A 26,452-nucleotide genomic window follows, 5' to 3' on the forward strand; every position below is an offset into this window, starting at 1 on the left:
TATATGACTTTTTTACTCGGATTTAATATTTAAACTTGCTGAAAAAATAAAGGGTTATTGCAACCCTTTATATATAAAATTTACGTTGAAATAATTTGTTTAAATCTTTTCAAGTAAAACACCAGATTCAACATGATGAGTAAAAGGGAACTGGTCAAACATAGCAAACTTTGTGATGCGATGCGTTTGTGCAAGTGTCCCTAAGTTATCATGTAGCGTGTCTGGGTTACATGAGATATAGATAATACGTTCAAAGCCTTGTAGCAGTTTAAGTGTTTCATCATCAATCCCCGCACGCGGTGGATCGACAAAAACAGTATCGAACGCATAACTTTTGATGTCGATCTCTGCTTCTTGTAAACGCCTAAATTCACGCTCACCTTGATAGGCTTGCGTGAATTCCTCAGCAGATAAGCGTGCAACTTGAATATTTTCGATTTGGTTCTGTTCGATATTCCATTGCGCGGCGTAAACAGATGATTTTGCAAGCTCAGTCGCAAGTACACGTTTGAATTTTAATGAGAGTGGTAGGGTGAAATTCCCATTTCCACAGTACAACTCCAGTAAATCTTTTTGAGCTCCTTCAGCTGCATCACATGCCCATTCAAGCATATGTTGGCACACTTGCGCATTTGGCTGAGTAAAGCTACTTTCAATTTGTTTGTATTTAAATGTACGACCATGAACATTAAGTTGTTCAGCCACGTAGTCATCACCAATAATCACTTTTTGACCGCGACTACGGCCCATAATTTTAATATTCAGCTTTTCTGCAAGTGCTTTTGCTGCAATTTCCCATTCAGTATCTAATTTCCGGTGATAAATCAGCGTGACAAGCATTTCTCCACTCAGTGTCGAGAGAAAATCAGCTTCAAAAATACGCTGAGATAAAATAGGGTTTGCTTTTAATTCTTCTAATAAGCGTGGCATTAAATCATTAATGTGACGATCTGCGATTGGAAACTCATCTACACGAATGACTTGTTTTTGCTTACCGTCTTCAGCACGTTCAAACATTGCATAGAACAAATCTTCTTCAGTGTGCCAGATACGAAACTCAGCACGCATACGGAAATGTTGTTCTGGTGATTGAAACACTTCTAAAGCTGGGGGATTGAACGGTGCAAATTGTGCGGTAATTCGTTCAACTTTCTCTTGAAGTTGCTGTTGGTAAGATACAGTCATAAATAATGAAAACTATAGGTGAAATTTAAACAAGGCATGGTATCAAAAAAGGCGTATGAGGTGGATGGAAATTATCAAATTCATATGTTTATCTCATAGATTCGTACTTAAAACTTGATCAATAAATTCAGCTTTGATTTGTCGATATTCATCTGGCGATAAGCCCATACAGTTTTGTTTTAACTCATTATATTGGTGTACTAGCTGAGCTGAATTCCTCAAGCGATCTCTAAAAATGAGAAAATTAGTAAATTTTGATCCAGTGACCACTATTTGGAAGGCAACATCCTCATCAGATGCTTGGCTTTCAAGCATACACAGTTCATCAGTGCGTAAAGTATTGAGTTTTTCTTTAAATCCTAATGTTTTAAGTTGCTCTATTGTTCGTGAAAATTGCTGAGCGGTCACCTCTATATAGATATCTAAGTCACCCTTTGAAATTGCATGAGGGATTGCTGAAGAACCAATATGTTCAACAATCGCATTTGGGGTTAGCGAAAGTATTTCACTTTTATATTTTTCGAAAAGCTCAGTAGCATTTTGCTGATATTCAGTTGCTGGAAAAACTGCATTATTCTTCCTCTAAAAATTTATATAAAAATGCAGCAAGTTATGTACCTAGTTTTGAACACACATATTATTAAAAAATAAGAAAAGAATAGGTTTATGCGTCATTTTACGACGTTATGTGAATGCACGATGCTGTTAAATTAACTGTAATTATATTTGGACGAGATGAGAGATAAACTCATGGTGAAAAAGAAAACTATTGAATTTGATGAGTTAACTCGTGAGCAATTGCTGCACGCATTGAAAAAATATGTGCTGAAAGAGTTAGATGTAGATTTAGGGAATTTACCTGCACAGTTTTTATTGGACTTTATTGTTGAGGAGTTCGGGCCTTATTTTTACAACCAAGCTTTGAATGATACACATGAATGGTTGGCAGAGCGTTTTGCTTATTTGAATGATGACCTTTTTGTTTTAACCAAAGAAAACTCAAAAGCTTGAATACTGAAAAGACACTGTACTCTGGGACAATAATCTCTAAAAATGAAAAACCCGAACCATGTAGAACATGATTCGGGCTGGGAGATTGAAGACTTAAATTAGTCTTCAGATAAAGTCATTAAACTCGCATTACCACCGGCAGCAGCAGTATTTACGCTAATAGCGCGTTCAATGACTAGACGTTCTAAAGGAATCTGCTCATCTGTTTGAAGATGAGTAATGCCCACGATTGCTCCAGAACGGTTCGCAATTTTGTTTTGAAGATCTGTTAATTGCTCAACAGAACCATGATGAAGTACAGCATCAAACTGATCAGTTTCAACATTAGAAATAACTTTGATCGCCGCTAAAACTTCTTTAGGTAATGAAGCTTGATGTTTTGCTAAGAACATATTGTCTTTTAACACAGCTGCTGAACTACCTACTGCAAAAACTGCGAGGAGTTGTTGCAATTGACCACGTTCATCGTTTGCAATTGAAAGCACACGATGGCGAGGTAAGATAATGTATTGGTTGCTTTCACCAGTAGGGCCTTGCAACTCGTAGAATTTACCAACACCGAATGCTGGAGTTTCTGGAATTGCTTGAGCCATATGTTTTTGTGCCCAAGTTAACAAGTTTTGATATGCAACATTTGATACTGCATCAAACTGAGAGAGTTCAGATTTAACAGCAAACGGTGTTGCTAAAACTTTCTCAGAACAATGTTCCATCAAACGATACATATAAAGTGGACCACCTGCTTTTGGACCAGTACCAGATAAGCCTTCACCACCAAATGGTTGTACACCAACAACTGCACCAACGATGTTGCGGTTAATATACAAGTTACCCACTTCTGCACGTTGAATGACTGTATTAATCGTTTCATCAATACGAGTATGGAGACCCATTGTTAAGCCATAACCTTTGGCGTTGATGCGGTCGATCAGTTGCTCAAGTTCACCGTATTTATACGTGATGATGTGCAACACAGGACCAAATACTTCACGTTCAAGATCATCAAGGTTTGGAAGTTCGATCGCTGTAGGCGGAACGAAAGTACCTTGTGCAAGTGCTTGTTGGCTTGCAGCATCATTGAACATCAATTGATGAACAGGGTAGCCCTTAGATTTCATCTTTTGAATGTGATTATCAATCGTTTGTTTTGCTTCTTGATCGATAACAGGACCAATATCAGTTTTTAAGATTGCTGGATTGCCAACGATCAATTGCTGCATTGCACCTTTCAACATCTTAACGACGGTCGCTGCACTGTCTTGTTGTACACATAAGATACGAAGTGCAGAACAACGTTGACCAGCACTATCAAATGCTGAGCTTACAACGTCTAATACAACTTGTTCGGTTAAAGCTGATGAGTCAACGATCATGGCATTTTGACCACCCGTTTCCGCAATTAACGGAATTGGTTGACCATTTGGTGATAAGCGTTTTGCTACAGTCTTTTGCAAGATTTTTGCAACTTCTGTAGAACCAGTAAACATAATGCCTTGAATACGATCATCTTGGCTTAGTTGAGCACCAACTGTTTCACCACGACCCGGTAAAAGTTGTACTGCACCATGTGGAACACCTGCTTCCCAAAGCATTTGTACTGCTTGAGCTGCGATAAGTGGTGTTTGCTCAGCTGGTTTTGCAATAACACAGTTACCGCTTACTAACGCTGCTGCAATCTGACCAGAGAAAATCGCAAGAGGGAAGTTCCATGGACTGATACATAACACTGTACCCAATGGCTTAACTTGTGCATTTGCTGGTAAGTTTTCAATTTGTGTTGCGTAATAACGTAAGAAGTCAACAGCTTCACGAACTTCTGCAATCGCATTGGCATAGGTTTTACCGCTTTCACGGCAAAGTAAAACCATAAGTTCTTGAATACGAGATTCCATCAAATCAGCAGCGCGTTTTAAACAAGCAGCACGCTCGAATTTGTCTGTCATCGCCCAAGTTTGTTGTGCTTGTACCGCTGCTTCTAATGCAAGTTGTACGTCAGCACTAGTTGCTTCATTTACATAACCCACGATTTCACTATTTTGTGCAGGGTTTGTAATTGCAAGGGCATTACTTTCTGGATGAACTGTAGATTCAAAGCCAAGTAAAGGCGCGCTGTTCCAAACACGGTTACGTAATTGTTGAGCCGTTTTGTCTAAATCTGTTAATGGTTGATCATTGTTTAGATCAAAGCCATTTGAGTTTGGACGTAATGGATATAAGTTGTGCGGAAGAGGAATTGCAGGATGTTTTAATCCGAGCTGACCTTCATCTTTCGCAGCAGTTTGAATATCTTTGATTGGAGATTGAATTAGATCTTCAACCTTCAAAGTCTTATCTGCAATACGGTTTACGAATGATGTATTCGCACCATTTTCAAGTAAACGGCGAACAAGATAAGCCAATAAGGTTTCATGGTTACCTACAGGCGCGTAGACGCGGCAAGGAATCCCCAATTTTTTATCTTCTTTTGAACCTACAACTTGTTCATACAATGGCTCACCCATACCGTGTAAGCATTGGAACTCATATTGACCTGGGTAATATTTACTTGGATCAGCAAGGTTGTAAATCGTTGCAAGCGATTGAGCGTTATGTGTTGCGAATTGCGGATACACTTGATCAGGCGCAGCAAGTAATTTTTTCGCGCAAGCAATGTAAGACAAGTCCGTGTGAACTTTACGAGTAAACACAGGGTAGTCTGTCATACCGTCGATTTGCGCTTTCTTGATTTCGCTATCCCAGTATGCACCTTTCACCAAACGGATCATTAAACGTTTGTTACTACGTTTCGCAAGATCAACGATGTAATCTACAACGAAGAAGCAGCGTTTTTGGTAAGCTTGAATAACGAAGCCTATACCTTTCCAGTCAGCAAGTTTTGGCTCAAAGCAAAGACGCTCAAGTAGCTCTAAAGAAATTTCGAGACGTTCTGACTCTTCTGCATCGATATTTAAACCGATGTCATAGTGTTTAGCTAAACACGCTAGTTCATAAACTTTGTTATAAAGTTCGTTGTGAACACGATCAATTTGCGCACGTTGGTAACGTGGGTGCAACGCAGAAAGTTTGATTGAAATACCTGGGCCTTCGTAAACACCACGACCATTAGATGCTTTACCAATCGCATGAATGGCTTGAGTGTAGTCGTTATAATAACGCTCAGCATCATGGTCAGTCAGCGCAGCTTCACCAAGCATATCATACGAGTAGCGGAAGCCTTTGTGCTCAAGTGGTTTAGCATGTTCAAGTGCTTCTTCGATGGTTTCGCCAGTAACGAATTGTTCACCCATCATACGCATAGCTACATCAACGGCTTTACGAATGATGCCGCGACCACTGCGTGCGAGAAGGCCTGTCAATACGCTTGATAAACTGGTTTGCTTAGGCGTTTCCATTAACTTGCCAGTAAGCATTAAGCCCCAAGCAGCAGCATTGACGAACATGAGGCTACTTTGGCCAACGTGTTCTTTCCAGTTACCTTGGTTGATTTTGTCACGAATGAGTAAATCGCGTGTTGCCGTGTCTGGAATACGAAGTAATGCTTCAGCCAAACACATAAGCGCAACACCTTCCTGTGAAGAAAGTGAGAACTCTTGTAGTAAGCCTTGAACGATGCCTGCTTTACCCGCTGAGCTTTTACGCTCACGTAAGTTATGGGCAAGGTCAAAAGCCAATTCATAAATTTTTTGATCAAGATCAGGAGAAATATTAGCTGCTTCAGCAAGTTCTGCTACGGCTTCTGGCTCTGCACGTCGCCAAGCAGTATTAATGCGTTGCTCAAGCTCACTTTTTTCTTTAAATTCGGTGATATAACCACCATTGTTGTGAGCCGTGTCCATTTGTGCGGGGATATCCAAAGTATTCATACGAAATTCCAATAACAATCTCTAGTACATATTGAGTAGAGAGGTTTAGATAATTTATGATTACAGAATAAAACCCGAGTAACTCACTATATTTTACCCATTTTTTAGAGGAAAATTCAGTTGAATAGCCCTATTTATACCTTAGATCGGACGGATCTGAAAATTTTGGATATTCTTCAAACAGATGGGAGAATTTCTAACAGTAAATTAGCCGAACTTGTGAACCTTTCACCCACAGCTGTAATGGCGCGTGTGCAGAAGTTAACGAAAGATGAATTCATCTTAGGGTATGAGGCAAAACTCAATCCAAACAAGCTCAATGCGAACTTTCTCGTGTTTGTAGAAGTGTTGCTTGATAAAACCACGCCGCACGTTTTGGATGATTTCATCGACGCTGTAACGCAATATCCTGAGATTGTTGAATGTCATATGGTGAGTGGTGGCTTTGATTTTTTAATCAAGCTGCGTAGCGGAGGAATGGAGGAGTTTCGTCGTATTGCGGGTCAGATCTTATGGCAGTTGCCAGGGGTAAAAGAGACTCGGAGTTATCCTGTGATGCAGGTGGTCAAAGATAGTTCGAAGATAAAAATTAAATCACGTTCAAAATTTTAAATAAAAAAAGGGGCTCTAAAGCCCCTTAAATTTCTCAATGAATTATTTCATTTCGCGTGTATAGATTTCATCAGCTTGTTCAAAGCGGCTTGTCACAGTCGCGTTTGGTGCTTTACCAAGTAAGCTCACCACAACGATGCTGATCAAAGCGAGAACGAAGCCTGGAATGATTTCGTAAATACCAGTATCGCCGAAGAAGTTCTTCCATACGATTACCGTAACAGCACCAACGATCATACCTACCAATGCACCGTTTAGCGTCATACGCTTCCAGAACAATGAAAGAATAATCAATGGACCAAAAGCAGCACCGAAACCAGCCCATGCATAAGCAACCAAACCAAGTACTTTACTGTCTGGGTTTTGAGCTAAAGAGAGTGCAAGCAATGCAACAGCAAGTACCATTGCACGACCGATCCAAACCAACTCTTTTTGAGATGCATTTTTACGGAAAAGGCCTTTGTACAAATCTTCCGTCAACGCACTAGAGCAGACAAGAAGCTGACAGCTCAACGTACTCATCACAGCAGATAAAATTGCAGCAAGGATGACACCAACAACCCAAGGGTTGAACAAAATTTTGGTGAGTTCCATGAACACAGTTTCAGGGTTAGCACTTACAGCAGCGGCAAACTCAGGATGTTGTTGGAAGTATGCGATACCGACGAAACCAGAACCAACTGCACCAATCAAGCATAGGACCATCCAAGTCATACCAATGCGGCGGGCAGCAGGAATTGATTTAACAGAATCAGCAGCCATAAAGCGAACGAGGATATGAGGTTGACCAAAATAGCCTAAACCCCAAGCCGCCGCTGATAGAATCGCAACAAAACTTAAATTCGAAACAAAATCATAAGCGTGTGGACGTGCACTTTCTACAATCGCTGTAAACTCTTCCGCGCCAATTCCCAATGACATGTACGTCACGATAGGGAGAAGCAATAATGCGAAAATCATTAAGCCTGCTTGGAAAGTATCTGTCCAGCTGATTGCTAAGAAACCACCGATACACACATAACCAATCGTTGCAAAAGCACCTAACATAAGCGCAGTTTGATACGGTAAGTGGAATAGCGTTTCAAATAATCGAGCACCAGCAACCATACCTGAAGCACAATAAATTGCAAAAAAGATCAGAATAATCAATGCAGATGTGACGCGTAAGATTTTTTTCTGATCATCAAAACGACCAGTAAAATAATCAGGCAGGGTGAGGGCATTGTTTTGTACTTCGGTATGCACACGTAAACGACCTGCAACCAAATACCAGTTAAGCCATGCACCAATGATCAAACCGATTGCAATCCACGATTCTGATAAACCAGTTAGGTAAATTGCGCCTGGTAAGCCCATGAGCAACCAACCACTCATATCCGATGCACCAGCAGATAAAGCGGTAACAAAACTGCCTAAACTTCGGCCTCCAAGAATATAATCATCAAGATTTTTGGTGGAAAAATAGGCGTATAGACCGATGCCGAGCATGGCAGCGATGTATACCACGAATACAACAACTGTGGGATTAGAAAAATTCATAATGGATGCCTGTCCTTACATATCCATAATTTGCAATCACATCCGAATAGTCAAAAAAATGATCCACTATTCCTTGGATTGATAAGGTCACAGATTCAAGCACGTTTGTTTTTTGAAATACTGTTAACTTTATGTGTATTTTATGTATTGTTTATGTAATTTAAAATAAGTGTATGAATATTCGTTTTTTAATCTGAAAAAAAGCATTTTTTCTTGCGTAAAAAAATGAGATTTTAGCTCAAAAAAACGGTACGACGTTTTAGTTAGTTACAAAAGTATATTCTCCAAGCCAAAAAACAGCGATATGGGTGTGAAAAGTAGGCAAAATAAATGAAACATGATGTTACATTTGCAACAAAGCAGAGAAATTTCATTATAAAAAATACGTAATGTTAAGCAATTTTGCTAATGAATATTTACTCTAAATCTTCCATATTAATGTCTCGCACCAATAAGGTGCATCGTCTGAGAGAAATGGAAAGTGAACACGGTTCAAACGGCAACTATAAGAATAGAGCATGACTTGCTCGGCGCGAAAGAAGTTCCTGCTGATTGTTATTATGGAATTCATACTTTACGTGCAATAGAGAATTTTAAAATATCTTCGCAGAAAGTTGGACAAAATGGCTATTTTATTCGTGCGCTAGCACAGGTAAAAAAGGCTTCAGCTCAAGCGAACCTAAGTTTTGGAAAACTGACGGAAACTCAAAGTATTGCAATCCAGCATGGATGTGATGCTTTAATCAATGAAACTGAAAAATGGCAAGATTCTTTCCCAATTGATATTTATCAAGGCGGTGCAGGAACTTCCATCAATATGAACACCAATGAAGTCATTGCAAATATTGCATTAGAATCATTGGGTCATCAAAAAGGTAAGTATGATGTGATTCATCCGAACGATCACGTCAATAAATCCCAATCTACCAATGATGTCTATCCTACAGCGATCCGCTTATCAACGTATTGCTCTTTGGATGCTTTATTTACACAGATGGATAAATTAATCACTTCATTTGAAAATAAAGCGATTGAGTTCCGTTATGTTTTAAAAATGGGACGCACGCAACTGCAAGATGCTGTGCCGATGACACTTGGGCAAGAATTCCATGCATTCGCAACCTTATTAAAAGAAGATGTTCGTTTAATCAAGCGTACTCGCGAATTGTTGCTCGAAGTGAACTTAGGTGCAACGGCAATTGGTACTGGTGTAAATACGCCGAAAGGCTATGCAGCAAAAGTCGTAACCTGTCTAAAAGATATTACGGGTTTAAAACTGGTTGGTGCTGAAGATTATGTTGAGGCAACCAGTGACTGTGGTGTTTTCATCATTTTATCCAGTGCTTTGAAGCGTTTGGCGTGTAAGCTTTCAAAAATCAGTAATGATTTGCGATTGTTAAGTTCAGGTCCTCGTACTGGTTTAGGTGAAATCCAATTGCCAGAATTACAAGCTGGCTCTTCAATCATGCCAGCAAAAGTAAACCCAGTTATTCCTGAAGTGGTAAACCAAATTGCATTTAAAGTGATTGGCAATGATTTAACCATTACTTTCGCTGCTGAAGCAGGTCAATTACAGCTAAACGTGATGGAACCAGTGATTGCGATTTCATTGAATGAATCAATTGAGCTACTGACACATGCGATTCAAAGTCTGGATGAAAAATGTGTACGCGGTATTAAGGCGCATCAACAAGCATGTCATGATGCAGTGATGCGTAGTGTCGGAATTATTACCTTGCTTGATCCTTTATTGGGGCATGCGTTGTGTGATGAGATAGGTAAGCAATGTATCGCTGAAAATAAAACCATCCAAGAAGTTGTATTGGAGCGTGAGTTATTGACTCAAGAACAGCTTGATGAAATTTTCTCTTTTGAAAATCTAGTTTCTGAAGTCGACGGCTATCCAGTTGATTACGTTGCATAGATAATTCATGTCATAAAAAAAGCCTAGTTCAATGACTAGGCTTTTTTAAATTTATAAAAATTATAAACCTGATTCATATTCGCTGTTAGAAAGTAATTTTTCAACATCTGCGATATTGTCTGGTTTAATTTTATAAATCCAGCCTTTACCGTAAGGCTCTTCATTAACAAAATCAGGATCATCTTCAAGATCAGTATTTACTTCGACCACTGTACCTGAAACAGGTGCGTGAATATCAGAAGCAGTCTTCACTGATTCAACAATACCAGCTTGTTCAGTTGCTGTAACATGGCTGCCAACTTCTGGAGCTTCAACATAAACTAGATCACCTAGCTCTTCTTGCGCGTGGTCGCTAATTCCTGTAACAACCAAATCACCTTCAATTCTTACCCATTCATGCGTACGCGCATATTTCAAATCAGCTGGATGATTCATGACAACTCCTTAACAATTTGTCTCATCATTTTTGTGGCTTTATACATGTTTTTTAATCAAAACAAAAGCAAAAGCATTTATAAAATAAGTACTTTTAGAGATTGTTGAGTCATTCTTGAAGTCACCCAACAAATTCTAACTTTATAAATATGGATCTTTACGCCAGTTACTCGGGCTACGACCACTCCAGCGTTTAAATGCACGACTAAAGTTGGCAACGTCTGAATAACCTAATTCATCAGCAATCTGTTCTAAACTGTAATCTGTACGAGAGAGTAAAGACGTAGCATGACGGTAACGAACTTCATCAACGAGTGTTGAAAATGATGTTCCTTCAGCGGCTAACTGGCGTTTGAGAGTTCGATCCGACATATGCAAACGTTCTGCAACACTTTCAATGCTTAAGTAATGTTGTTCTGAGTTGGTTAAAATATCACGAACACGCATAGCTAAACGACGACGTTCACCTAAAGCTGACAATTCAGTTTCACATTGGTTGATCGCAATTTGGCTTGCAATTGGATCAGCATTGACCATTTTTAAGCCAAGATATTTTTTATCAAAGCTAGAAATTAAGTGTGGTTGGTTAAAACGAACGGTACTCGTTAACTTATCTTTATACTTATCAAAACCTTGAGGTTCGGGAAAATCTAAATCAACTTCACCATTAAGATCTTCAATACCCGTTAAAGCTTTTGCCATCGTCATGATGCCAATCGTCAAACCTAGAATAATCTCAGTGCGTAATGGTTCAACATCGATATCACATTGAAGCTGTAAAGTTGCTTTCGGACCAAAAGTAGAAAAATAAAGTTGTAAAAAGGGTAGACGTAATTGAATAAAACGACTCGCCAACGCGATTGCATCAGTAATGTCGTGAGCTGTCATGATCGCATAGCCAATAAAGCCATGGATTGAGATACGCATTTGCGTACCTAAATGAAAGCCAAGTGTACTTTCGCCTGTAAGACGTAAAGAGTGTTTTACGAGTTCATTCGCAATTGGTGTCGGTATGCGAAAATTTGGATCAGCCAGTTGTTCGCTTGTTAAATGAAAAGGAGCGAATAAAGTTTCATCGTTATATCCCCAACGAGAAACAACATCTAATAACAATAAGCCATAGACGCCTGGTATTCCTTGATCTTGACGAGTTGAGGTCGTTTTCATGTGCTTTCCGTGGCGCTCATCAATTTTTGCTAATATCTTTAATCATCTAGGTTTTGAACATCTTTACATGAAATAAAATAATCAATCATAAAAATTGTTGGACAAGAGAGTCACCTCATGTTCAAAAAATTAAGTTGGTTTTCTAAAGACCATGATTTTAGTTGTAGATATTAATAGCACATCACCATGTTGGTTCAAAGCTTGAGTAACGTAGCTGACAATACCACGGTCAGTTTTGGTTTTAGATGGCACAATTGCAGTAATTTCAACTTCCACATGAATTTTATCGCCAACACGCGTTGGGCGAGGCCATCTTAAACTAGACTCAGAACCGAGCAACCCGCCCGCAATTGGAAAGCATTCTGTCCACAGACGCATAGTCACGGCTGATGTATGCCATCCACTTGCTGCTAATCCTTGGAAAATAGGATGTTCAGCAGCAGCCTCTTCATCTAAATGGAAGGGTTGAGGGTCGTATTGACTTGCAAACTGCTTTACTTCTTCAAGCGTCATTTCATATTCACGACTTATGAAACGATCTCCAATACTTAAATCTTCTAAATACAACATTATTCTGTTTCCTGAGTCACTCGTTGTTCAACCAAGAAACCACCTGTTTGTCGTTTCCAAAGTTGAGCATACAAGCCATCATTAGCAATCAATTCCTCATGTGTGCCTTGTTCAGCAATTCTGCCTTGATCAAGTACGATGAGACGATCCATTTGAGCAATAGTAGATAAACGGTGTGCAATTGCAATGACTGTTTTGCCAACCATTAAGTCATTTAAACTGCTTTGAATCGCAGCTTCGACTTCTGAGTCAAGGGCACTGGTTGCTTCATCTAAAATAAGAATCGGTGCATCTTTTAAGAAAACGCGTGATATTGCAATACGTTGACGTTGTCCACCTGACAGTTTTACACCGCGCTCACCCACATAAGCATCATAGCCAACACGCCCTTTTTGATCTGTTAACTGTGGAATAAACTCTTCGGCTTTTGCCTTTCTAACTGCGAGCTCAACTTCTGCTTCTGTCGCATTTGGACGACCATATTTAATGTTTTCCGCAACAGTACGATGTAGTAGTGAAGTGTCTTGAGTTACCAATGCAATATTGGCACGTAAGCTGTCTTGAGTGACATCATGGATACTTTGACCATCAATCAAAATACGACCTTGGTTCACATCATAGAAGTGTAGGAGCAATTGGATTAGTGTTGATTTGCCAGCGCCAGAACGACCGACAATACCAATTTTTTCGCCTGGTTTAATCGTGAGATTAAAATGATCAATGACATTTTTTTGATTATAAGCAAAGCTGACATTTTCAAAACGGATTTCACCTTTTTGAACTGTAAGTTCCGTTGCATCTTCTTTATCTTGAATTTGAACGGGCTTGCCTAAAGTTTTCATTCCATCTTGAATCGTACCGACATTTTCAAACAGCATGGTGACATGCCACATTAAAAACTCAGCCATACTATCCAACTTCAAAACCATTGCAGTTGTTGCTGCAATAACGCCAATAGCAGCTTGACCTTGTGTCCACAACCAAACAGAAGTACCAATCACACCTATATATAAAAAAGCACTGAGGAAGCGAATACTGATTTCGTATTTGACACCTAAACGCATTTGCTTATAAACAGTGAGCATGAACTCTTTCATGGACTCTTTGGCGTATTGGCTTTCACGACCAGCATGAGCAAACAATTTTACGGTTTGAATATTGGTATAAGCATCTGTTACACGACCTGTCATGATTGCACGCGCATCCGCTTGTTCTTGAGAGATTTTTCCTAAACGAGGAATGAAATACGTCGCGATGATGATGAAAATAGCCAACCATAAAATCAGTGGCACAATTAAAATAGGCGAGATTGATCCAAGTACTAAGCTAATCGTGATGAAATAGATCAGCACATAAACCAACATATCGCCGAGAATCATCCAAAACTCACGCACTGCCAAAGCAGTTTGCATGACTTTCGCTGAAAGTCGACCTGCGAAATCAGTATGGAAAAAGTCTAAGCTTTGTTGAAGCAATAGATTGTGAAAGCGCCAACGCATTCGCATTGGAAAATTACTAAATAAAACTTGGTGTTTAACGACAGATTGCAAACTAACAAAGAAAATATTGGCGAAAAGAATGCTAATCAGAATCGTGATATTTTGCTTATTGTTCTCTAAAAAGGTACTCGGTTGGCTTTGAGTCAGCCAATCCACTAATTTACCAATATAAGAAAAGAATAATGCTTCAAAGCTTGCTGCTGCTGCGGTACACGCAATTAAGATAAAGAGATATGGACGAATGCCTTTTGTTGCTTGCCAAACAAATGCAAAAAATGTGGTTGGTAATGGTTTGTTTAAGTCTTTGGTGGGGTATGGGTCGACTAGTTTTTCAAACCACTGCAACATGCTTGTTTCCTCTAATTATAAAGTATCGATTCGCCTAGCTTCCGTAGCATATCAGAAAATGGATAGGAGTAACGATAAAAGCAAACGAGTAAATATTATTTTTACTAAATGGAAAAATTAATGAGCTGATTTATCAAGTGATGAGATTGAATAAAGGCTTTTTATAGTGGATTCAGCGTTTCTAAAAGTAGTCGAACTAATTCATGAAATTTAATTTAAGAGCGTGATTCATCTAGGACTAGAACTCATTAAAGGATTTTATCTATTCAATGAGTTCCAGTTGTTCTGAAGTGTATGAGTCAATTCTATTGATCTATACAGAAATTAAGCTACATAACTATTTACATCAAGTTCAGGCTCACCAGCTAGTACTGAAATAAAGTTTTCAGTCGTTTCGGCCGTCAGCAAATAGGGGTTGAACTCTTCTAGATGATATTTCATAAAAAAATCAGTAATGTTTTGATTTACTGGTGAAAATTTCATAGACCATTGTGAGAATAAATTATCTTCACATGCAGCATAGTAGAGAATTTCACAATTAACATGTCGGTCATCTTTGACAATCTTTGTATAGAACAAGTCATCGATGGTATCTTTTTGACCCTCAAGACATTGTACAAAATATCCATGGCCATAATATAAAACACCAGTAACATCATTGCGATAATTAAAATCTACTGCTTCATCTAGGATTTCAATCAAATTTGTCTTTAGATTGGAGTCAATATTCTTAATTTTACTTACGTATAAAAGCCTTACTGACTTCATCATTGATGTGCTCATTTTAAAGTTCACATCCAGTTATATAGATAAAACAAAGGTTTGTATATTTTTAAGCGTAATAATTGTCCGAACCTTACAAGATTACTACAACTGCCTATAAATATTAGGAATGAGACATTAAGCAGACTATTTGCTAGATTATGTGATTTTTATAGTATCAAGAGGCGATAATGACGAAGTTATTTATGGGGTGTGTATTTGCAACAAGCTTAGTTGGTTGTTCTTCTATGAATTATGAGAATTCTATGAAACCGCCGATTGTTCCTGAAAATCAGGCAATTAATACTTTTAAAATGCCTGAACACGGTGTGGTGACTGATCAAGATATTCACAATATACCCGAAAATTCTAATCTTAATTATCAATACAAAGTTGATTTTTGATTCTGTTAAAGCGATTTGGACTAAAGTTTTTCAAATTATAATCCTTTGAGGGCTAAATGGAGTTATCCCTCGTATATATAGTTAAAAGTCTTTAAAATTTTATTTTAATGATTTTATTTTTACCGTTTGGTAAATTATGGACATGAATAATAAAAGGCATGCTAAATGAAATACATAATATTATTAGTTACATCGCTTCTATTAACAGAATATGCTTTTGCAAGAGAAACGAATTCAATACGTTCTTCATATGAGCTTGTGGTTGTTGGTGATAGTGAGAGTGATTTATTGAGAAAAATGGGAAGATCTTCGCCGAGATATTTCATTCATAGAGAAGGGCGTCGCTCTTGTGCGGTAACTGAATATATTTATGACATCGATATGCAAACTTATACGGTTTGGGTGTGTAATGGAAAGGTATTTAGAATAGATGTGAACAATAAGTAATATTGTAATATATTGATTTTATTTGGATTAAATCTTATTAAGTCCTGAATTTTGTTATATTAATATTTTACACTGAAAATAAAAAAGCTCTCTTTTGAGAGCTTTCTTTTAAATCTTTTATTCTAATTCAAGCTGATAATCGTCTTTAGTCACCTTAATTTTAAGTTTTCTATATTTGCGCTTATTGGGATCTAGTGCTGAATTAGTAACCTCTTTCGCAAATTCTCGGTCATTCATAAGTGTTGAATAAGCTTTGTACCCCAGAATTACTCGACTTGGTTTAGAGCCATTTCGAGAAACATAATGATCAATCATTAAATTTAATTCGTTTAAAAGACTAGTATCGTTCATGCTATGGATGCATCACTTTTAAGAATTTATGAAATAATAATACAAGTTAATTAACTTATCTACATGAATTTATGAAAGAATTATTAAAATTCTGTCATAAAACTGTCATATTAAAGCTATACTTTTCAATTAATGAAGAAAAATTTAATGAACAAGATGTAAGTCCTCATACTTTTGGAGGGATTATAGAGATGGGAAATAAAATTTCGGAAAGTCGTAAGAAGCGAAGTATAGGTTTTCGTTTAAACTATTTAATCTCAGCCTATCAAAAATTTTTGATGGAAAAGAATTTATTAAACACTGAAATCAATAGGATGATTTTTGTAGAAAATTATATAAGTTCTTTAAAATTAAACATCTATGATGAGTTTTCCAAGCATCAGTTGATTAAAGATCTAAATATTTTTTATCGAGAGTAAAGCTTCAATCACACATATTTAAAAAGTGATAAATCCCTTAAAATTTGTAATGTTATTGCATGATAAAGAGGCATATAATTTAAGCTAACAACAATTTCATAGGATCAAAAAATGCTTCTCAAGTTTGCAATTCGATTCATGGCTGTTTTATTTTCTGTGTTGGCCTTAGCTGCAATCGTCATCCACTTCTTTTTCTCAAGTAAACTTACTACTGACCTATGGATTATTGTCGTTCCAATCATTCTAGGTGTTCCAATGGTCGCTTCCGTGATTGTTGCCAAAGATACAGAACTCAATGTTCAATAAGCTGTTGACTACAAATGAAGCTCGTAACTAAGAGCTTCATTTTCTCATACGAACTAAATATCTATTAATTCGGTTCTTTTCGTGGTGCTGCATTCATTTCATGACGGACTCTGCTGATATCTTCATAAATCACTTTTCTTAATCTATTGATCGCACCGAGTGGTCTGTGTTCGGGTAAGGCGTGCCATGGTGTAAATGAAAGATTTTCACAGAACTCATTTTGCTTTGCTGTATCAAAGTTTTGTTGTGGAATATGAATTGTTGCGATGCGATAAAAAGGCGCTTCAGATTCTTTCCATTCTGTCATCGAGTCTTCAATAAGCATTTTGTTGGATGTTCTTGGTTGAATGAGGAACTCCATACAAGCATCTTGATGAGCTAATGTATTCTTCAAAACGCTTCTTAGGAAGTTTGGTTCAGCATTTTTAGGAATAGTTGCTTTTTGAGGCTGACATGCTCTAACAGAGTATTTTACTGCTTGTCGGTTTTCACCGATGCCAAGTTGGTAGGGTACCATTGACCAATAACGTGCTTGGATTGGATTTGCAATTAATGAGTTACGAGCACCTAAAGCATTGATCGTACCTTTTATACCGAGTGCAAATGGAACTTGAATTTTGTCGGTAAAATGATCACCGCTAATGTGTTTGGTAAAACTCAAATATCTTTTGGCATCATTTACGAAGAAAACAGGATGATTAATCATAATAAAATCCTGAGTTGTTGCTTGAGGATCAGATTCTAGAATTTTCTTTCCAGCAACGCCTAGAATTTTAATCGCAATGCCACGAGCATCTTTTTTGTTATCTGCTTGGGTCGCATCACTTGATGCATTGGAAAATCTAATCCAAGCTTGATAGGTCTTGTTCGGTATAAACACGCCTTGGGCAAGTTGCTTGGGAATGTCATTTAAAACTTGAAATTCAGCTTGCACACAGCCATGTGCTTTGGGGTGAGCATCACGTAGGGCATGACCATTTTGATACTGTTTACGTATGGTTTGCTCGATGGTCTTTGAAATTTCTTGTGCTAATAGTGCTTCATTCGGTTGTAATTTCTCACCCAAGTCTTGGTCTATTTGTGGATAAGGAATTTTCGTCTCATTATTCTTGAATGTTGATAGCGGGGGCTTTTGATATATTTTTTCACTACATCCAGACATAGCGATGAAAACTGAGGAGAATACAAACAGCGAAATGATGTATTTTTGATAAAACATGACCGATTTCCTCATTTATGCTGTTCTGGTTTTAGTCGTTATATTGAATCATTGTGTTGCATTGATAAGTAAATGACAATCAAACGGTTGTAAGTGTCTTGAAACTCAAAAGAATTCTGAAAAGCATAAGACTCAAATATATTTTAAATACCTAAGTTTACTCAAAAGCTTATCTATCTTAACAATTACGTGAAAAATAAAATTTATGATGAGGCTTTATATTGATGACTTGAGAATAAATAAATGACAGAAAATAGTAAGCAAAATGAAACTCTTATGAATGATGCTACATCGTTATTTTTAGTTGAGGACATGATCATTGATCGATTTAGTCCGATGTATTGGCGTGTTGATGGCCCACAAACAATGTCATTTGCAATCACTGATTATGAAAATGGTTTTGAGGCATCCTTTCGTTCACGAGCAACGACTGACCTTGTTGGCGTTAGTTGGGATTCTCATGACAATAAAGATCATCAGTTTTTAGCTTATGAGACGAAGTATGATTATTCAGGGATGATTTGGGATTTTGATATTGAGTTATCACCCTCTATGCCTGTATTAAATAATGAAACACTCACGCCCACATTAACGATTCAATATACTGAAAATGATCAGACTAAAGTCGCTTACGTGGTGTTGTTTAATTATGCAAATCAGCCAAGCTCAAGAACAGCGCATATTCAAATTGATTGGGATTCAGTAAAAGCAGGGTTTTCAGCCACGGATAGCTTTCCTATCAACAATATTCAGCGGATTTCATTTTCAGGATTTACAACCAGTTATAACGGACATTCAACAATTCCGCTAGCGCAAGCAGAAGATGGATATATTCGTATCACTAATTCTGTAACCACTGGAGTGAATGCAAAACTTGTTCTAAAGCGAGTTTCTATAGCACCTCATGATTATGGAATTTGTAGCAGTTATGATGATCACTATGATTTAAACCCTAAGCGTATCGTCAGTAATATTGCAGCATTGGGCTATCAGGGCTTTGTTAATCATTATTGTGGAATGTCTAAATATCCTGAGATGTCATGGCAAAGTGATATTGGCAAGTGGCAAATATCAGATACATTGACAACCAATGAAAATGTAGTTAATCCATGTGCCCGTAAATGGCATGAGCATTTTGCAGAAGCACTGCATGATGTTGGAATGCAGCCCATATTTGGTGTCAGTTTTGAAATGTATTCATTAGGAGCTAATGAATTTTGGGCGCAACGTGATTGGAATAATAATTTAGGGAAAACAGGTTACGAGCCTCCGAGTTATTTTTTTAGCATGTCGGATCAAAGTGCACTGGCGTATCTAAATAAAGCATTTGTTGAGTTCGCAGATATGATGAATATAGGTGGATGTGATGTATTTATGCAAATAGGAGAACCTTGGTGGTGGTATAACCAAGGTAGCAATTTGCCTTGTATCTATGATTATCCGACTAAACTTGCCTTTAATGCAGATACGGGCTTGTATGCACCTGATCTGGGAACAATTTATGAGGCAATGAATAAAACAGGCACGCCATATGATGAATTCAAGGCATGGTTGCGAAATAAATTAGGGCAGACCTGTCGTGATATTCGCAGCACTGTTAAAGCACAGTTTCCATCGGCTCAAGTATGTCCATTGATCTTTTTCCCTACCATTCGGACGGAAATAGAAACACTTGTCACAGATATTAATTATCCAAGTGAACATTATAGTTATCCAAACTTTGATTTTATTATGACCGAAGCTTATGACTGGATATTAGAAGCTAGATTAAATACAGCTCATCAGGCAGTTTCTACGATACCGACTCAAGATCTGAATTATCCTGAAAATAAAGTGGCTTATTTGGCTGGTTTTGTTCCTGATGAAACGATTGCTCATGTCTACGGTTTTGATAAAACGAAACCATATCGAACACCGATTTGGCAGCGAGTCTTTGGTGATATGAGCAATAACGGTTCGTTGGGATTAATGAAGCAATTTATTTGGGCATATCCGCAAGTTATGGCTGACTCCATCGTGATTGACGCAGCTCAATTACCGAATACTTTTTATGTTGGAAATACGCCGTATACAGCAATTACAGATGATACGCCTTATCCACCCGAAATTTACTTATAGGAAATGGATAAAGCCCACTGAAAAACCATAGCCTTTGCTGTTTTTTCAGTATAAATTGGTTTTAATTTTTATGAAAAGCTTCAGTAAAGTATGTACTTATGAAAAGAATTTTGTTGATCGGCTTTGTGTCAATGTTATTTGTTGGTTGTAATAAACAGCCTGAAGTTAAAAGTGATAAAGCTCAGGAAAGTTTTGAGGTTGTTGATAACAAAATTTCAGCGTATATGGATACATTAGACAACCCTGACACACCGAAAGAAGAGCAAACACGCGTACTTTGTAAGGATTATCCTGAATTGTATGAGTCTCAATATGTACCCGCTTTACTTAAGTTAGCACCGAAGGACTATACAAAAGAAAAATTGATGTCTGATCTAAAAGTCTCTACGGATTACTATTCTCAGAAATTAAATATTCTTTGTGATTAGTTTTCAGCACCGTTAAAAGAGAATCTGCTAAAAAGCAGATTCTCATTAATTTAAACGTTATGCATGCTCTTTCTGTTCTGTTGTCATCACTTGAAAGTCATAACCAGAAGGGGCTTGATAAACTCTCAATCCAAATTCTGGGACAATTGCGATTAGATGGTCAAAAATATCTGACTGAATCGCTTCATAAGAAGCCCATGCAATAGTATTGGTAAATGCATAGATTTCTAAAGGTAAACCTTCACTGGTTGGCTGCATTTGGCGAACTAGAATCGTTTGATTTTGAGCAATGCCTTTGTGTTGACGTAAATAAAATTCTACATAGGCTCTAAACGTACCAAGATTCGTTAAACGACGTTTGTTATAACGCGATTGATTACTCAGTTGTTTATTGAATTCATCAATTTCAGATTGTTTAGCGTCTAAATATTGGTCTAGCAACAAGAAGTCTTTGAGCTTTTGTTGTTCCTCATCTGTCATAAAATGCACGCTGCTTTGGTCGATGAATAAAGAGCGTTTCATGCGACGACAACCTGCATTACTCATACCACGCCAGTTTTTAAAGGTATCAGTAACGAGTTTATTGGTAGGAATAGTCGTATAGGTCTTATCGAAGTTCTGAACAGTCACAGTATGTAATGACATATCAATGACATCGCCATCCGCATTGAGCGAAGGCATTTCAATCCAGTCACCAATACGTACCATGTCATAAGATGCAATTTGCACACTGGCTACGAGAGAAAGAATCGTGTTTTGGAAAACCAACATCAACACTGCAGCCATCGCACCAAAACCAGCGAGCAGTGTGAAAACATCTTTTTTCAGGAACGTTCCTAAAATCATTAAACCACACACGACAAATAAGATTAATTTGACGAGCTGTAGATATCCTTTAATGGGCTTATTTCTTGATTTAGGATTACGTTGATAGATTAAGTTAAAGATGTTCAGTGCTTCACTTACCGTTAGGGCAATCGTAAGGAAAATAAATGCCTGAGCGCCCATTTGTATAAATGAAATGACTTTAGCGGGTAAATGAGGAATGGTGGTTATGCCATTCATAATGACAATCGCTGGGACAATATTCGCAAATCTTCGAATAATGCTATGTTGAGCAAAAATAGATTGGTTTGGAGATTTAAGTTTAGTAACTAAATGACGAATTCCACGCACGATAATCCGCTTAGCGATAAAATTTGCTAAAGCAGCAAAGAAAATCAGCATGGCTAATGCTAATAGCATTTCGAGCCATGGATAATGGCTTAACTCACCTCGAATTTCACTAACAAACTTTAAATAATCCAAACTAAAACACCTTAAAATTCTTTGAAGGAGAATTGTAAGGTGTTAGGGCAAACTATAATAATCTAATCACAGTTTATATACGATTTGTAAGGTGTTTTTACATTTCTTTGGTTCAGGGATTACCACATTAAATCATCAGGAATAACATATGCTGCGTATGGATCTTCTTCATCGGTTGTCTGGTCGTTATTTTCAGCGTTGTTATTCACAAGAATAAAACCCTGCATTTTTTGATCAATACGTTCTGCCAAGGCTTTAGGTAGACAAGCATAACTTTCTTGGTCTTTGGCAATGACCAGAGATCCTGATACCAGTGCGTTGTAAACTTGCTGTGATAAATATACCTTTTTAATTTTATTTTCATCAATAAATTGATAAGCCACATCACCGTCAGTTTCTTTGATCTTGTGTTGCTTGATCATTTGAATGATTGAAGCTTTGAGCGCCTTTTCTTCTAAGAGATTTTGCTTTTCTTGGTTTAATGCTTGATCTTTAGCAAGCTTTTCTTGTTTCGCTTGGTCAATTTTTGCTTTAATTTCAGCATCATCATTCTGACCAGTACGTTGCTCATGTTGAGCTTGTTTGGTCAATTTCTTCGCTTTCTTGTTATCGACTAAACCTGCTTTTAATAGCTGAGCTTGAAGTGCATTTTTAACCATAATTTAATCCAAATTTGAGTTCTTTGAGAAGCGAAAATAAACGATCCAATAGGCCATGCTCATGACAAAGCTAAGTGCTGCTGGAACGAGAAAAGCATGTAATTTTAAATAAGGATAAAGCAAACTGGCAACAATGCCGCCAAGTAAAAAACCAATAAAAATGAGTAAATGTAAAAAAATGCGTCGATTATCTACTTTTAGTCCGCGAGCTTTGTAGCCTAAGGTTAGGCCTATATCAGTCAGTACACCTGACAAATGCGTAGTACGGATGATTGCACCTTTATAGTGACTGACCATTGCATTTTGCATGCCCATTGCTGCACAAGCCCACAATAAGCTATAACGCGGAAAATAAGGGACAAGTAGCCAAGTAAGCAAGAGAAAAACAGCAACAAAACTTAGAGGAAATCCGTAATGACGACCAAAAGCCACATGACTGTTTCCTAAAATTAGACCACTATAAAATGAGCCTACAACGAAGCAGAAGATGACGAGTGTGAGATAAATGAAGTGTTCTGGTTGCCAGTCAATTAAGCTCATCGCTAACATACTGACATTGCCTGTCATATGTGAGACAGACTGATGAAGGACAGTGATTAAGCCAAGAACGTTTACCATTCCTGCATTCAGGGCTAATAAGAAAGCACCTAATTGAATCCAGTTCGGTAAACGTTGTAATGGCATAGCAATCTACTGATTTTCTCGGTTTCTAAAATCTACTGCAGCTGTAAATAAAACATCGGTCGATGAGTTGAGTGCAGTCTCAGTTGAGTCTTGCAACACACTAATAATCATACCAATAGCAACCACCTGCATCGCTACTTCTGATGATATACCAAACAAGCTACATGCAACAGGGATCAACAGTAATGAACCACCTGCAACACCTGAAGCACCACATGCCGAAACCGCAGCTACGATTGAGAGAATCAGCATTGTGCTTAGGTCAACGTGAATACCCAAGGTATTTACCGCAGCTAAAGTTAATACGGTAATCGTTACTGCTGCACCCGCCATATTAATGGTTGCACCAAGTGGGATAGATACACCAGCAGTTGCTTCATTTACACCTAAACGTTGCGCAAGATCCAAGTTCACAGGAATATTCGCAGCTGAGCTACGAGTAAAGAATGCAGTAATACCACTTTCTCTTAAGCACTTAAATACCAATGGATATGGATTTGCACGCATAGTGATCGCAACTAAAATAGGGTTGATCACTAGTGCAACGAACAGCATTGTGCCGATTAACACCATGAGCAAATGTGCATAACTTGCTAAAGTCGCAAAACCTGCGCTTGCAAAAGTTACTGCAACTAACCCAAAAATACCGATAGGCGCAAAGCTAATGACAGTATGAATAATTTTATTCACGGCATCAGCAACATCTGTCAATACTTGCTTGGTTGTATCTGAACTATGGCGCAAGGCAAGACCTAAACCAATCGCCCAAGCCAGAATCCCAATAAAGTTTGCTTCACTGATCGCTTGAACAGGATTGGCAATAAAGCTAAGCAGTAGATTTTTTAAGATCTCAGCTAAGCTCCCAGGTGCTTGTAAATCTGATTGAGCTGCTAAGTGTAAGAACAGCTGGCTAGGAAAAACAATACTCGCAATCACCGCACTAAAAGCGGCAAGAAGCATACCTGCTACATATAACACCATCACTGGTTTTAAATTAGAATTCTGTCCAACTTGGAAATTGGCAATTGAAGAAAGCACAAGAACAAAAACGAGAATAGGGGCAACCGATTTCAACGCTTTAATAAATAATTCACCTAATAAACTAAGATAAGGTGTAACGTTAGGAAACAGCAAAGCCACGCCAATCCCTAAAATAATAGCGATAATAATTTTGCTAACTAAACTTAAGCGAGACAATACACTAAACATATAAAGGCCTTACAAACCTATGCACGGTTTAAGGTTAAACAAGCGCCGTATTCTATACCCAAGCGCTACGAATATTGAAATTTTTTTTGATGACTATTTATTTTAAAAATACTGTAAAAAATAACATAATGTTTTTAAAAGTATTTTATAAAAATCAATCATATCCTTTTGTGTAAAAAAAATACGCTCAAAATAAAAGTTCAAACAGTACTTTCTGATGAAAGGTATTGAATTGCTTGGTAATGTGACAGGAAAATTTGCCCTGTGAGTTCCTTAATCAGTTTTGAGTCTACTAAGCGATCCATTACAGGACTTTTGACTTCAGATAGATGTAATTTGATATCTAAAATCAAGAGTTCTCTATTAAGTTCTTCTAACATTTCAAGTGCGCTAAGATCGATATTGCTAATGCTTGAGCAGTTAATCACAACATGTTTAACAGCCTTATTATGACTTAATTCAGTAATGATATAGCCTTTGAGCACATGCGCATTTAAAAAGCTGAGATTCTCATCTACACGAAAGGATGCAATCGTTGGAATGGTCACAACATCGTAACGAGAGACATTTCTAAAATGTTGCGTTCCTTCAATCAGACCAATGACGGCAATGTGTGGGCGACTGATCCGCCACAACAATAAAATAAAAGTTAAGACGATCCCAATGATTAACCCAGTAGAAATATCAATACATGTTACACCTAAAAAGGTTGCAATCATGGCAAGTCCATCAGCTTTAGAATATTTCCATGTTTCATAAAAAGGAGTAAAGATAACCAATTTCCAAATCGAGACAAAGATCGTTGCAGCTAAAACAGTTAATGGTAAATTTTGAAATAGCCCTGTGAAATAAAGACTAACTGCAATCATAAATAAAGAAGATAAAACACCAGCCATGGGTGTTTTGGCTCCCGCATCTGCATTTACAACTGTACGGGATAAGCTTCCAGAAACTGCAAAACCTGAGTTAATACCTGCTGCAATATTTGCCAGCCCCAACGCGATGAGTTCTTGATTACTATTTAAGTCATCACGTTTTTGCAAGGCTGTGGCTTGTGCGATTGCCAAAGACTCTACGAAACTAATCATGGCGATCATGAACGCACTTGGAAGTAATTTCTGTACTAACGCAAAATCCCACGTTGGAAAATGAAAGTTAGGTAATCCCGTTGGAATCACGCCAACTGTTTTTAAACCATACTGATCAAGACTGGTCAGATAAACCATAACAATAGAGCTTATTACCAATACAAGTGGTGTCGTTTTTGCGATAAAACTGCTTGGAACGACTTTAGGTAAGAGAATCAGCATTGAAATAGCCGCTAGGCTGAAGCTAATACTTAAAAAACTGAGTTGATGAATATTCTGTACTAAAGAGAAGATAAACTCTGGAATATTGTTGGCTTTTATAGGGATATCTAATAAAAACTTTAACTGTCCAAGCGCAATCAGTAATGCAGAAGCAATGATAAAGCTTTGAATAACAGGGTGGCTAATCAGTTGAATGAGAAAGCCAAAACGGAAAATACCGAGAATAAAGGAAATAATTCCTACTAATATCGCGAGTAAACAAGCGGCTTCTATATAAGCCTCTGATGCCACAGGAAAGAGCGGATTCAGTGTCGCAAATACCATCATTGATATAATTGCGACAGGTCCAATTGAGAGAGTGGTGCTACTTCCCGTAAAAGCATAAATAATCATGGGAAGAATACTTGTATATATCCCCATGACTGGAGGTAAACCAGCCAGCATGGCATAAGCCATTCCTTGAGGGACGAGCATCGCAAGTACGATCAGTGCTGCAATTAGGTCGGCTTTAAAACTATTGTATTGATAGTGCTTTAACCATTGTATGGCAGGAAATATATTCGATATTTTTATATTTAATTTTTTCATGCACGATGATCTAAATTATAAAATCCTAAATACATTATGCAGAAAAAAGTAATCCAATTTTAAAATTAGTATGTAATTTCCTGAACA

Annotated in this window: 24 protein-coding genes and 1 pseudogene; 9 read left to right on the top strand and 16 right to left on the bottom strand. The window is 37.7% G+C overall.

What is annotated here, in order from left to right:
- Positions 1 to 99 precede the first annotated feature (99 nt).
- A complete protein-coding gene (trmA, locus tag F959_RS08565) occupies positions 100 to 1,185 on the bottom strand; it encodes a tRNA (uridine(54)-C5)-methyltransferase TrmA (RefSeq protein ID WP_004879179.1) in 1,086 nt (361 codons plus the stop codon).
- 93 nt (positions 1,186 to 1,278) lie between these two features.
- A pseudogene (locus F959_RS08570) lies at positions 1,279 to 1,749 on the bottom strand (GrpB family protein); the annotation flags it as partial.
- 186 nt (positions 1,750 to 1,935) lie between these two features.
- Here F959_RS08570 and F959_RS08575 point away from each other — a divergent pair.
- Entirely contained in the window at positions 1,936 to 2,196 is a 261-nt protein-coding gene (locus tag F959_RS08575) for a DUF2164 domain-containing protein (protein WP_004879181.1), read from the top strand.
- Between the two features lie 98 nt (positions 2,197 to 2,294).
- Here F959_RS08575 and putA read toward each other — a convergent pair whose 3' ends face one another.
- The gene (gene putA, locus F959_RS08580; RefSeq protein WP_004879182.1) at positions 2,295 to 6,059 is read right to left on the bottom strand and encodes a trifunctional transcriptional regulator/proline dehydrogenase/L-glutamate gamma-semialdehyde dehydrogenase; all 3,765 of its coding nucleotides are present in this window, start codon (positions 6,057 to 6,059) and stop codon (positions 2,295 to 2,297) included.
- A 120-nt stretch (positions 6,060 to 6,179) separates the two neighbouring features.
- On the opposite strand from putA, the gene F959_RS08585 reads away from it, so the two are divergent.
- Positions 6,180 to 6,671: an Lrp/AsnC ligand binding domain-containing protein gene (locus F959_RS08585; RefSeq protein ID WP_004879183.1), complete on the top strand. Its 492-nt coding sequence runs from the start codon at positions 6,180 to 6,182 to the stop codon at positions 6,669 to 6,671.
- A 42-nt stretch (positions 6,672 to 6,713) separates the two neighbouring features.
- Here the strand turns inward: F959_RS08585 and putP are convergent, their stop codons facing one another.
- Entirely contained in the window at positions 6,714 to 8,210 is a 1,497-nt protein-coding gene (putP, locus tag F959_RS08590) for a sodium/proline symporter PutP (protein WP_004879185.1), read from the bottom strand.
- A 481-nt stretch (positions 8,211 to 8,691) separates the two neighbouring features.
- Between putP and aspA the strand changes: the two genes are divergently transcribed.
- Positions 8,692 to 10,134, top strand: a complete 1,443-nt coding sequence (gene aspA / locus F959_RS08595) for an aspartate ammonia-lyase (protein ID WP_004879186.1) — start codon at positions 8,692 to 8,694, stop codon at positions 10,132 to 10,134.
- A gap of 60 nt (positions 10,135 to 10,194) precedes the next feature.
- Here aspA and gcvH read toward each other — a convergent pair whose 3' ends face one another.
- The 5 genes from gcvH to F959_RS08620 all read right to left on the bottom strand — a co-directional run bounded on the left by gcvH (position 10,195) and on the right by F959_RS08620 (position 14,921).
- A complete protein-coding gene (gene gcvH / locus F959_RS08600; RefSeq protein ID WP_004879188.1) occupies positions 10,195 to 10,569 on the bottom strand; it encodes a glycine cleavage system protein GcvH in 375 nt (124 codons plus the stop codon).
- Between the two features lie 141 nt (positions 10,570 to 10,710).
- Entirely contained in the window at positions 10,711 to 11,736 is a 1,026-nt protein-coding gene (locus F959_RS08605; protein WP_004879189.1) for an AraC family transcriptional regulator, read from the bottom strand.
- Between the two features lie 129 nt (positions 11,737 to 11,865).
- Complete coding sequence (locus F959_RS08610; RefSeq protein ID WP_004879191.1) at positions 11,866 to 12,306, bottom strand: MaoC family dehydratase; 441 nt, start codon at positions 12,304 to 12,306, stop codon at positions 11,866 to 11,868.
- A complete protein-coding gene (locus F959_RS08615; protein WP_004879193.1) occupies positions 12,306 to 14,153 on the bottom strand; it encodes an ABC transporter ATP-binding protein in 1,848 nt (615 codons plus the stop codon). Before F959_RS08615 ends, F959_RS08610 begins: the two co-directional genes overlap by 1 nt.
- Positions 14,154 to 14,477: 324 nt before the next feature.
- The gene (locus F959_RS08620) at positions 14,478 to 14,921 is read right to left on the bottom strand and encodes a BLUF domain-containing protein (protein WP_017196667.1); all 444 of its coding nucleotides are present in this window, start codon (positions 14,919 to 14,921) and stop codon (positions 14,478 to 14,480) included.
- A 185-nt stretch (positions 14,922 to 15,106) separates the two neighbouring features.
- On the opposite strand from F959_RS08620, the gene F959_RS08625 reads away from it, so the two are divergent.
- Together F959_RS08625 and F959_RS16890 are read left to right on the top strand one after the other, a co-directional pair.
- Complete coding sequence (locus tag F959_RS08625) at positions 15,107 to 15,319, top strand: hypothetical protein (RefSeq protein ID WP_004879197.1); 213 nt, start codon at positions 15,107 to 15,109, stop codon at positions 15,317 to 15,319.
- A gap of 165 nt (positions 15,320 to 15,484) precedes the next feature.
- Positions 15,485 to 15,766: a hypothetical protein gene (locus tag F959_RS16890; protein ID WP_004879199.1), complete on the top strand. Its 282-nt coding sequence runs from the start codon at positions 15,485 to 15,487 to the stop codon at positions 15,764 to 15,766.
- 117 nt (positions 15,767 to 15,883) lie between these two features.
- Here F959_RS16890 and F959_RS16810 read toward each other — a convergent pair whose 3' ends face one another.
- A complete protein-coding gene (locus F959_RS16810) occupies positions 15,884 to 16,117 on the bottom strand; it encodes a hypothetical protein (protein ID WP_004879202.1) in 234 nt (77 codons plus the stop codon).
- A 71-nt stretch (positions 16,118 to 16,188) separates the two neighbouring features.
- Between F959_RS16810 and F959_RS08640 the strand changes: the two genes are divergently transcribed.
- Positions 16,189 to 16,536, top strand: a complete 348-nt coding sequence (locus F959_RS08640; protein ID WP_004879205.1) for a hypothetical protein — start codon at positions 16,189 to 16,191, stop codon at positions 16,534 to 16,536.
- Positions 16,537 to 16,647: 111 nt separating this feature from the next.
- Positions 16,648 to 16,842 (top strand): hypothetical protein, encoded by a 195-nt coding sequence (locus F959_RS08645; protein WP_004879207.1) that lies wholly within the window; start codon positions 16,648 to 16,650, stop codon positions 16,840 to 16,842.
- A 64-nt stretch (positions 16,843 to 16,906) separates the two neighbouring features.
- On the opposite strand, the gene F959_RS08650 is transcribed toward F959_RS08645, so the two are convergent.
- Positions 16,907 to 18,061 carry a catalase family protein gene (locus F959_RS08650; RefSeq protein WP_004879208.1) on the bottom strand — a complete coding sequence of 385 codons (1,155 nt, stop codon included), beginning with the start codon at positions 18,059 to 18,061 and terminating at the stop codon, positions 16,907 to 16,909.
- 276 nt (positions 18,062 to 18,337) lie between these two features.
- On the opposite strand from F959_RS08650, the gene F959_RS08655 reads away from it, so the two are divergent.
- Both F959_RS08655 and F959_RS08660 read left to right on the top strand, forming a co-directional pair.
- Positions 18,338 to 20,179 carry a non-contractile tail sheath protein gene (locus F959_RS08655; protein ID WP_373278710.1) on the top strand — a complete coding sequence of 614 codons (1,842 nt, stop codon included), beginning with the start codon at positions 18,338 to 18,340 and terminating at the stop codon, positions 20,177 to 20,179.
- A 98-nt stretch (positions 20,180 to 20,277) separates the two neighbouring features.
- A complete protein-coding gene (locus F959_RS08660) occupies positions 20,278 to 20,607 on the top strand; it encodes a hypothetical protein (protein ID WP_004879211.1) in 330 nt (109 codons plus the stop codon).
- 57 nt (positions 20,608 to 20,664) lie between these two features.
- Here F959_RS08660 and F959_RS08665 read toward each other — a convergent pair whose 3' ends face one another.
- The 5 genes from F959_RS08665 to F959_RS08685 all read right to left on the bottom strand — a co-directional run bounded on the left by F959_RS08665 (position 20,665) and on the right by F959_RS08685 (position 26,365).
- Positions 20,665 to 21,915, bottom strand: a complete 1,251-nt coding sequence (locus F959_RS08665) for a mechanosensitive ion channel family protein (protein ID WP_004879214.1) — start codon at positions 21,913 to 21,915, stop codon at positions 20,665 to 20,667.
- A 119-nt stretch (positions 21,916 to 22,034) separates the two neighbouring features.
- Positions 22,035 to 22,574 (bottom strand): DUF2058 domain-containing protein, encoded by a 540-nt coding sequence (locus tag F959_RS08670; RefSeq protein WP_004879216.1) that lies wholly within the window; start codon positions 22,572 to 22,574, stop codon positions 22,035 to 22,037.
- Positions 22,575 to 22,577: 3 nt separating this feature from the next.
- Positions 22,578 to 23,258, bottom strand: coding sequence for a YoaK family protein (locus tag F959_RS08675; protein ID WP_004879219.1), 681 nt, complete (start codon positions 23,256 to 23,258; stop codon positions 22,578 to 22,580).
- Between the two features lie 6 nt (positions 23,259 to 23,264).
- On the bottom strand, positions 23,265 to 24,467 hold the full coding sequence (gene sstT, locus F959_RS08680) for a serine/threonine transporter SstT (protein ID WP_004879221.1): 1,203 nt from the start codon (positions 24,465 to 24,467) through the stop codon (positions 23,265 to 23,267).
- 200 nt (positions 24,468 to 24,667) lie between these two features.
- Positions 24,668 to 26,365: a SulP family inorganic anion transporter gene (locus F959_RS08685; RefSeq protein ID WP_004879224.1), complete on the bottom strand. Its 1,698-nt coding sequence runs from the start codon at positions 26,363 to 26,365 to the stop codon at positions 24,668 to 24,670.
- Positions 26,366 to 26,452: the final 87 nt, after the last annotated feature.

The organism is Acinetobacter venetianus RAG-1 = CIP 110063, from assembly GCF_000368585.1.
Classification (GTDB): domain Bacteria; phylum Pseudomonadota; class Gammaproteobacteria; order Pseudomonadales; family Moraxellaceae; genus Acinetobacter; species Acinetobacter venetianus.

What these genes read in the sequence shown, in the direction of transcription:
- F959_RS08650 (WP_004879208.1), bottom strand. Translation starts at nt 18,061, where the DNA reads ATGTTTTATCAAAAATACATCATTTCGCTGTTTGTATTCTCCTCAGTT.
- putP (WP_004879185.1), bottom strand. Translation starts at nt 8,210, where the DNA reads ATGAATTTTTCTAATCCCACAGTTGTTGTATTCGTGGTATACATCGCT.
- F959_RS08685 (WP_004879224.1), bottom strand. Translation starts at nt 26,365, where the DNA reads ATGAAAAAATTAAATATAAAAATATCGAATATATTTCCTGCCATACAA.
- gcvH (WP_004879188.1), bottom strand. Translation starts at nt 10,569, where the DNA reads ATGAATCATCCAGCTGATTTGAAATATGCGCGTACGCATGAATGGGTA.
- F959_RS08615 (WP_004879193.1), bottom strand. Translation starts at nt 14,153, where the DNA reads ATGTTGCAGTGGTTTGAAAAACTAGTCGACCCATACCCCACCAAAGAC.
- F959_RS08660 (WP_004879211.1), top strand. Translation starts at nt 20,278, where the DNA reads ATGAAAAGAATTTTGTTGATCGGCTTTGTGTCAATGTTATTTGTTGGT.
- F959_RS16810 (WP_004879202.1), bottom strand. Translation starts at nt 16,117, where the DNA reads ATGAACGATACTAGTCTTTTAAACGAATTAAATTTAATGATTGATCAT.
- F959_RS08655 (WP_373278710.1), top strand. Translation starts at nt 18,338, where the DNA reads ATGAATGATGCTACATCGTTATTTTTAGTTGAGGACATGATCATTGAT.
- trmA (WP_004879179.1), bottom strand. Translation starts at nt 1,185, where the DNA reads ATGACTGTATCTTACCAACAGCAACTTCAAGAGAAAGTTGAACGAATT.
- F959_RS08625 (WP_004879197.1), top strand. Translation starts at nt 15,107, where the DNA reads ATGACGAAGTTATTTATGGGGTGTGTATTTGCAACAAGCTTAGTTGGT.
- F959_RS08670 (WP_004879216.1), bottom strand. Translation starts at nt 22,574, where the DNA reads ATGGTTAAAAATGCACTTCAAGCTCAGCTATTAAAAGCAGGTTTAGTC.
- F959_RS08640 (WP_004879205.1), top strand. Translation starts at nt 16,189, where the DNA reads ATGAAAGAATTATTAAAATTCTGTCATAAAACTGTCATATTAAAGCTA.
- F959_RS08610 (WP_004879191.1), bottom strand. Translation starts at nt 12,306, where the DNA reads ATGTTGTATTTAGAAGATTTAAGTATTGGAGATCGTTTCATAAGTCGT.
- putA (WP_004879182.1), bottom strand. Translation starts at nt 6,059, where the DNA reads ATGAATACTTTGGATATCCCCGCACAAATGGACACGGCTCACAACAAT.
- F959_RS08620 (WP_017196667.1), bottom strand. Translation starts at nt 14,921, where the DNA reads ATGAAGTCAGTAAGGCTTTTATACGTAAGTAAAATTAAGAATATTGAC.
- F959_RS08675 (WP_004879219.1), bottom strand. Translation starts at nt 23,258, where the DNA reads ATGCCATTACAACGTTTACCGAACTGGATTCAATTAGGTGCTTTCTTA.
- F959_RS08605 (WP_004879189.1), bottom strand. Translation starts at nt 11,736, where the DNA reads ATGAAAACGACCTCAACTCGTCAAGATCAAGGAATACCAGGCGTCTAT.
- sstT (WP_004879221.1), bottom strand. Translation starts at nt 24,467, where the DNA reads ATGTTTAGTGTATTGTCTCGCTTAAGTTTAGTTAGCAAAATTATTATC.
- F959_RS08575 (WP_004879181.1), top strand. Translation starts at nt 1,936, where the DNA reads ATGGTGAAAAAGAAAACTATTGAATTTGATGAGTTAACTCGTGAGCAA.
- F959_RS08645 (WP_004879207.1), top strand. Translation starts at nt 16,648, where the DNA reads ATGCTTCTCAAGTTTGCAATTCGATTCATGGCTGTTTTATTTTCTGTG.
- F959_RS16890 (WP_004879199.1), top strand. Translation starts at nt 15,485, where the DNA reads ATGAAATACATAATATTATTAGTTACATCGCTTCTATTAACAGAATAT.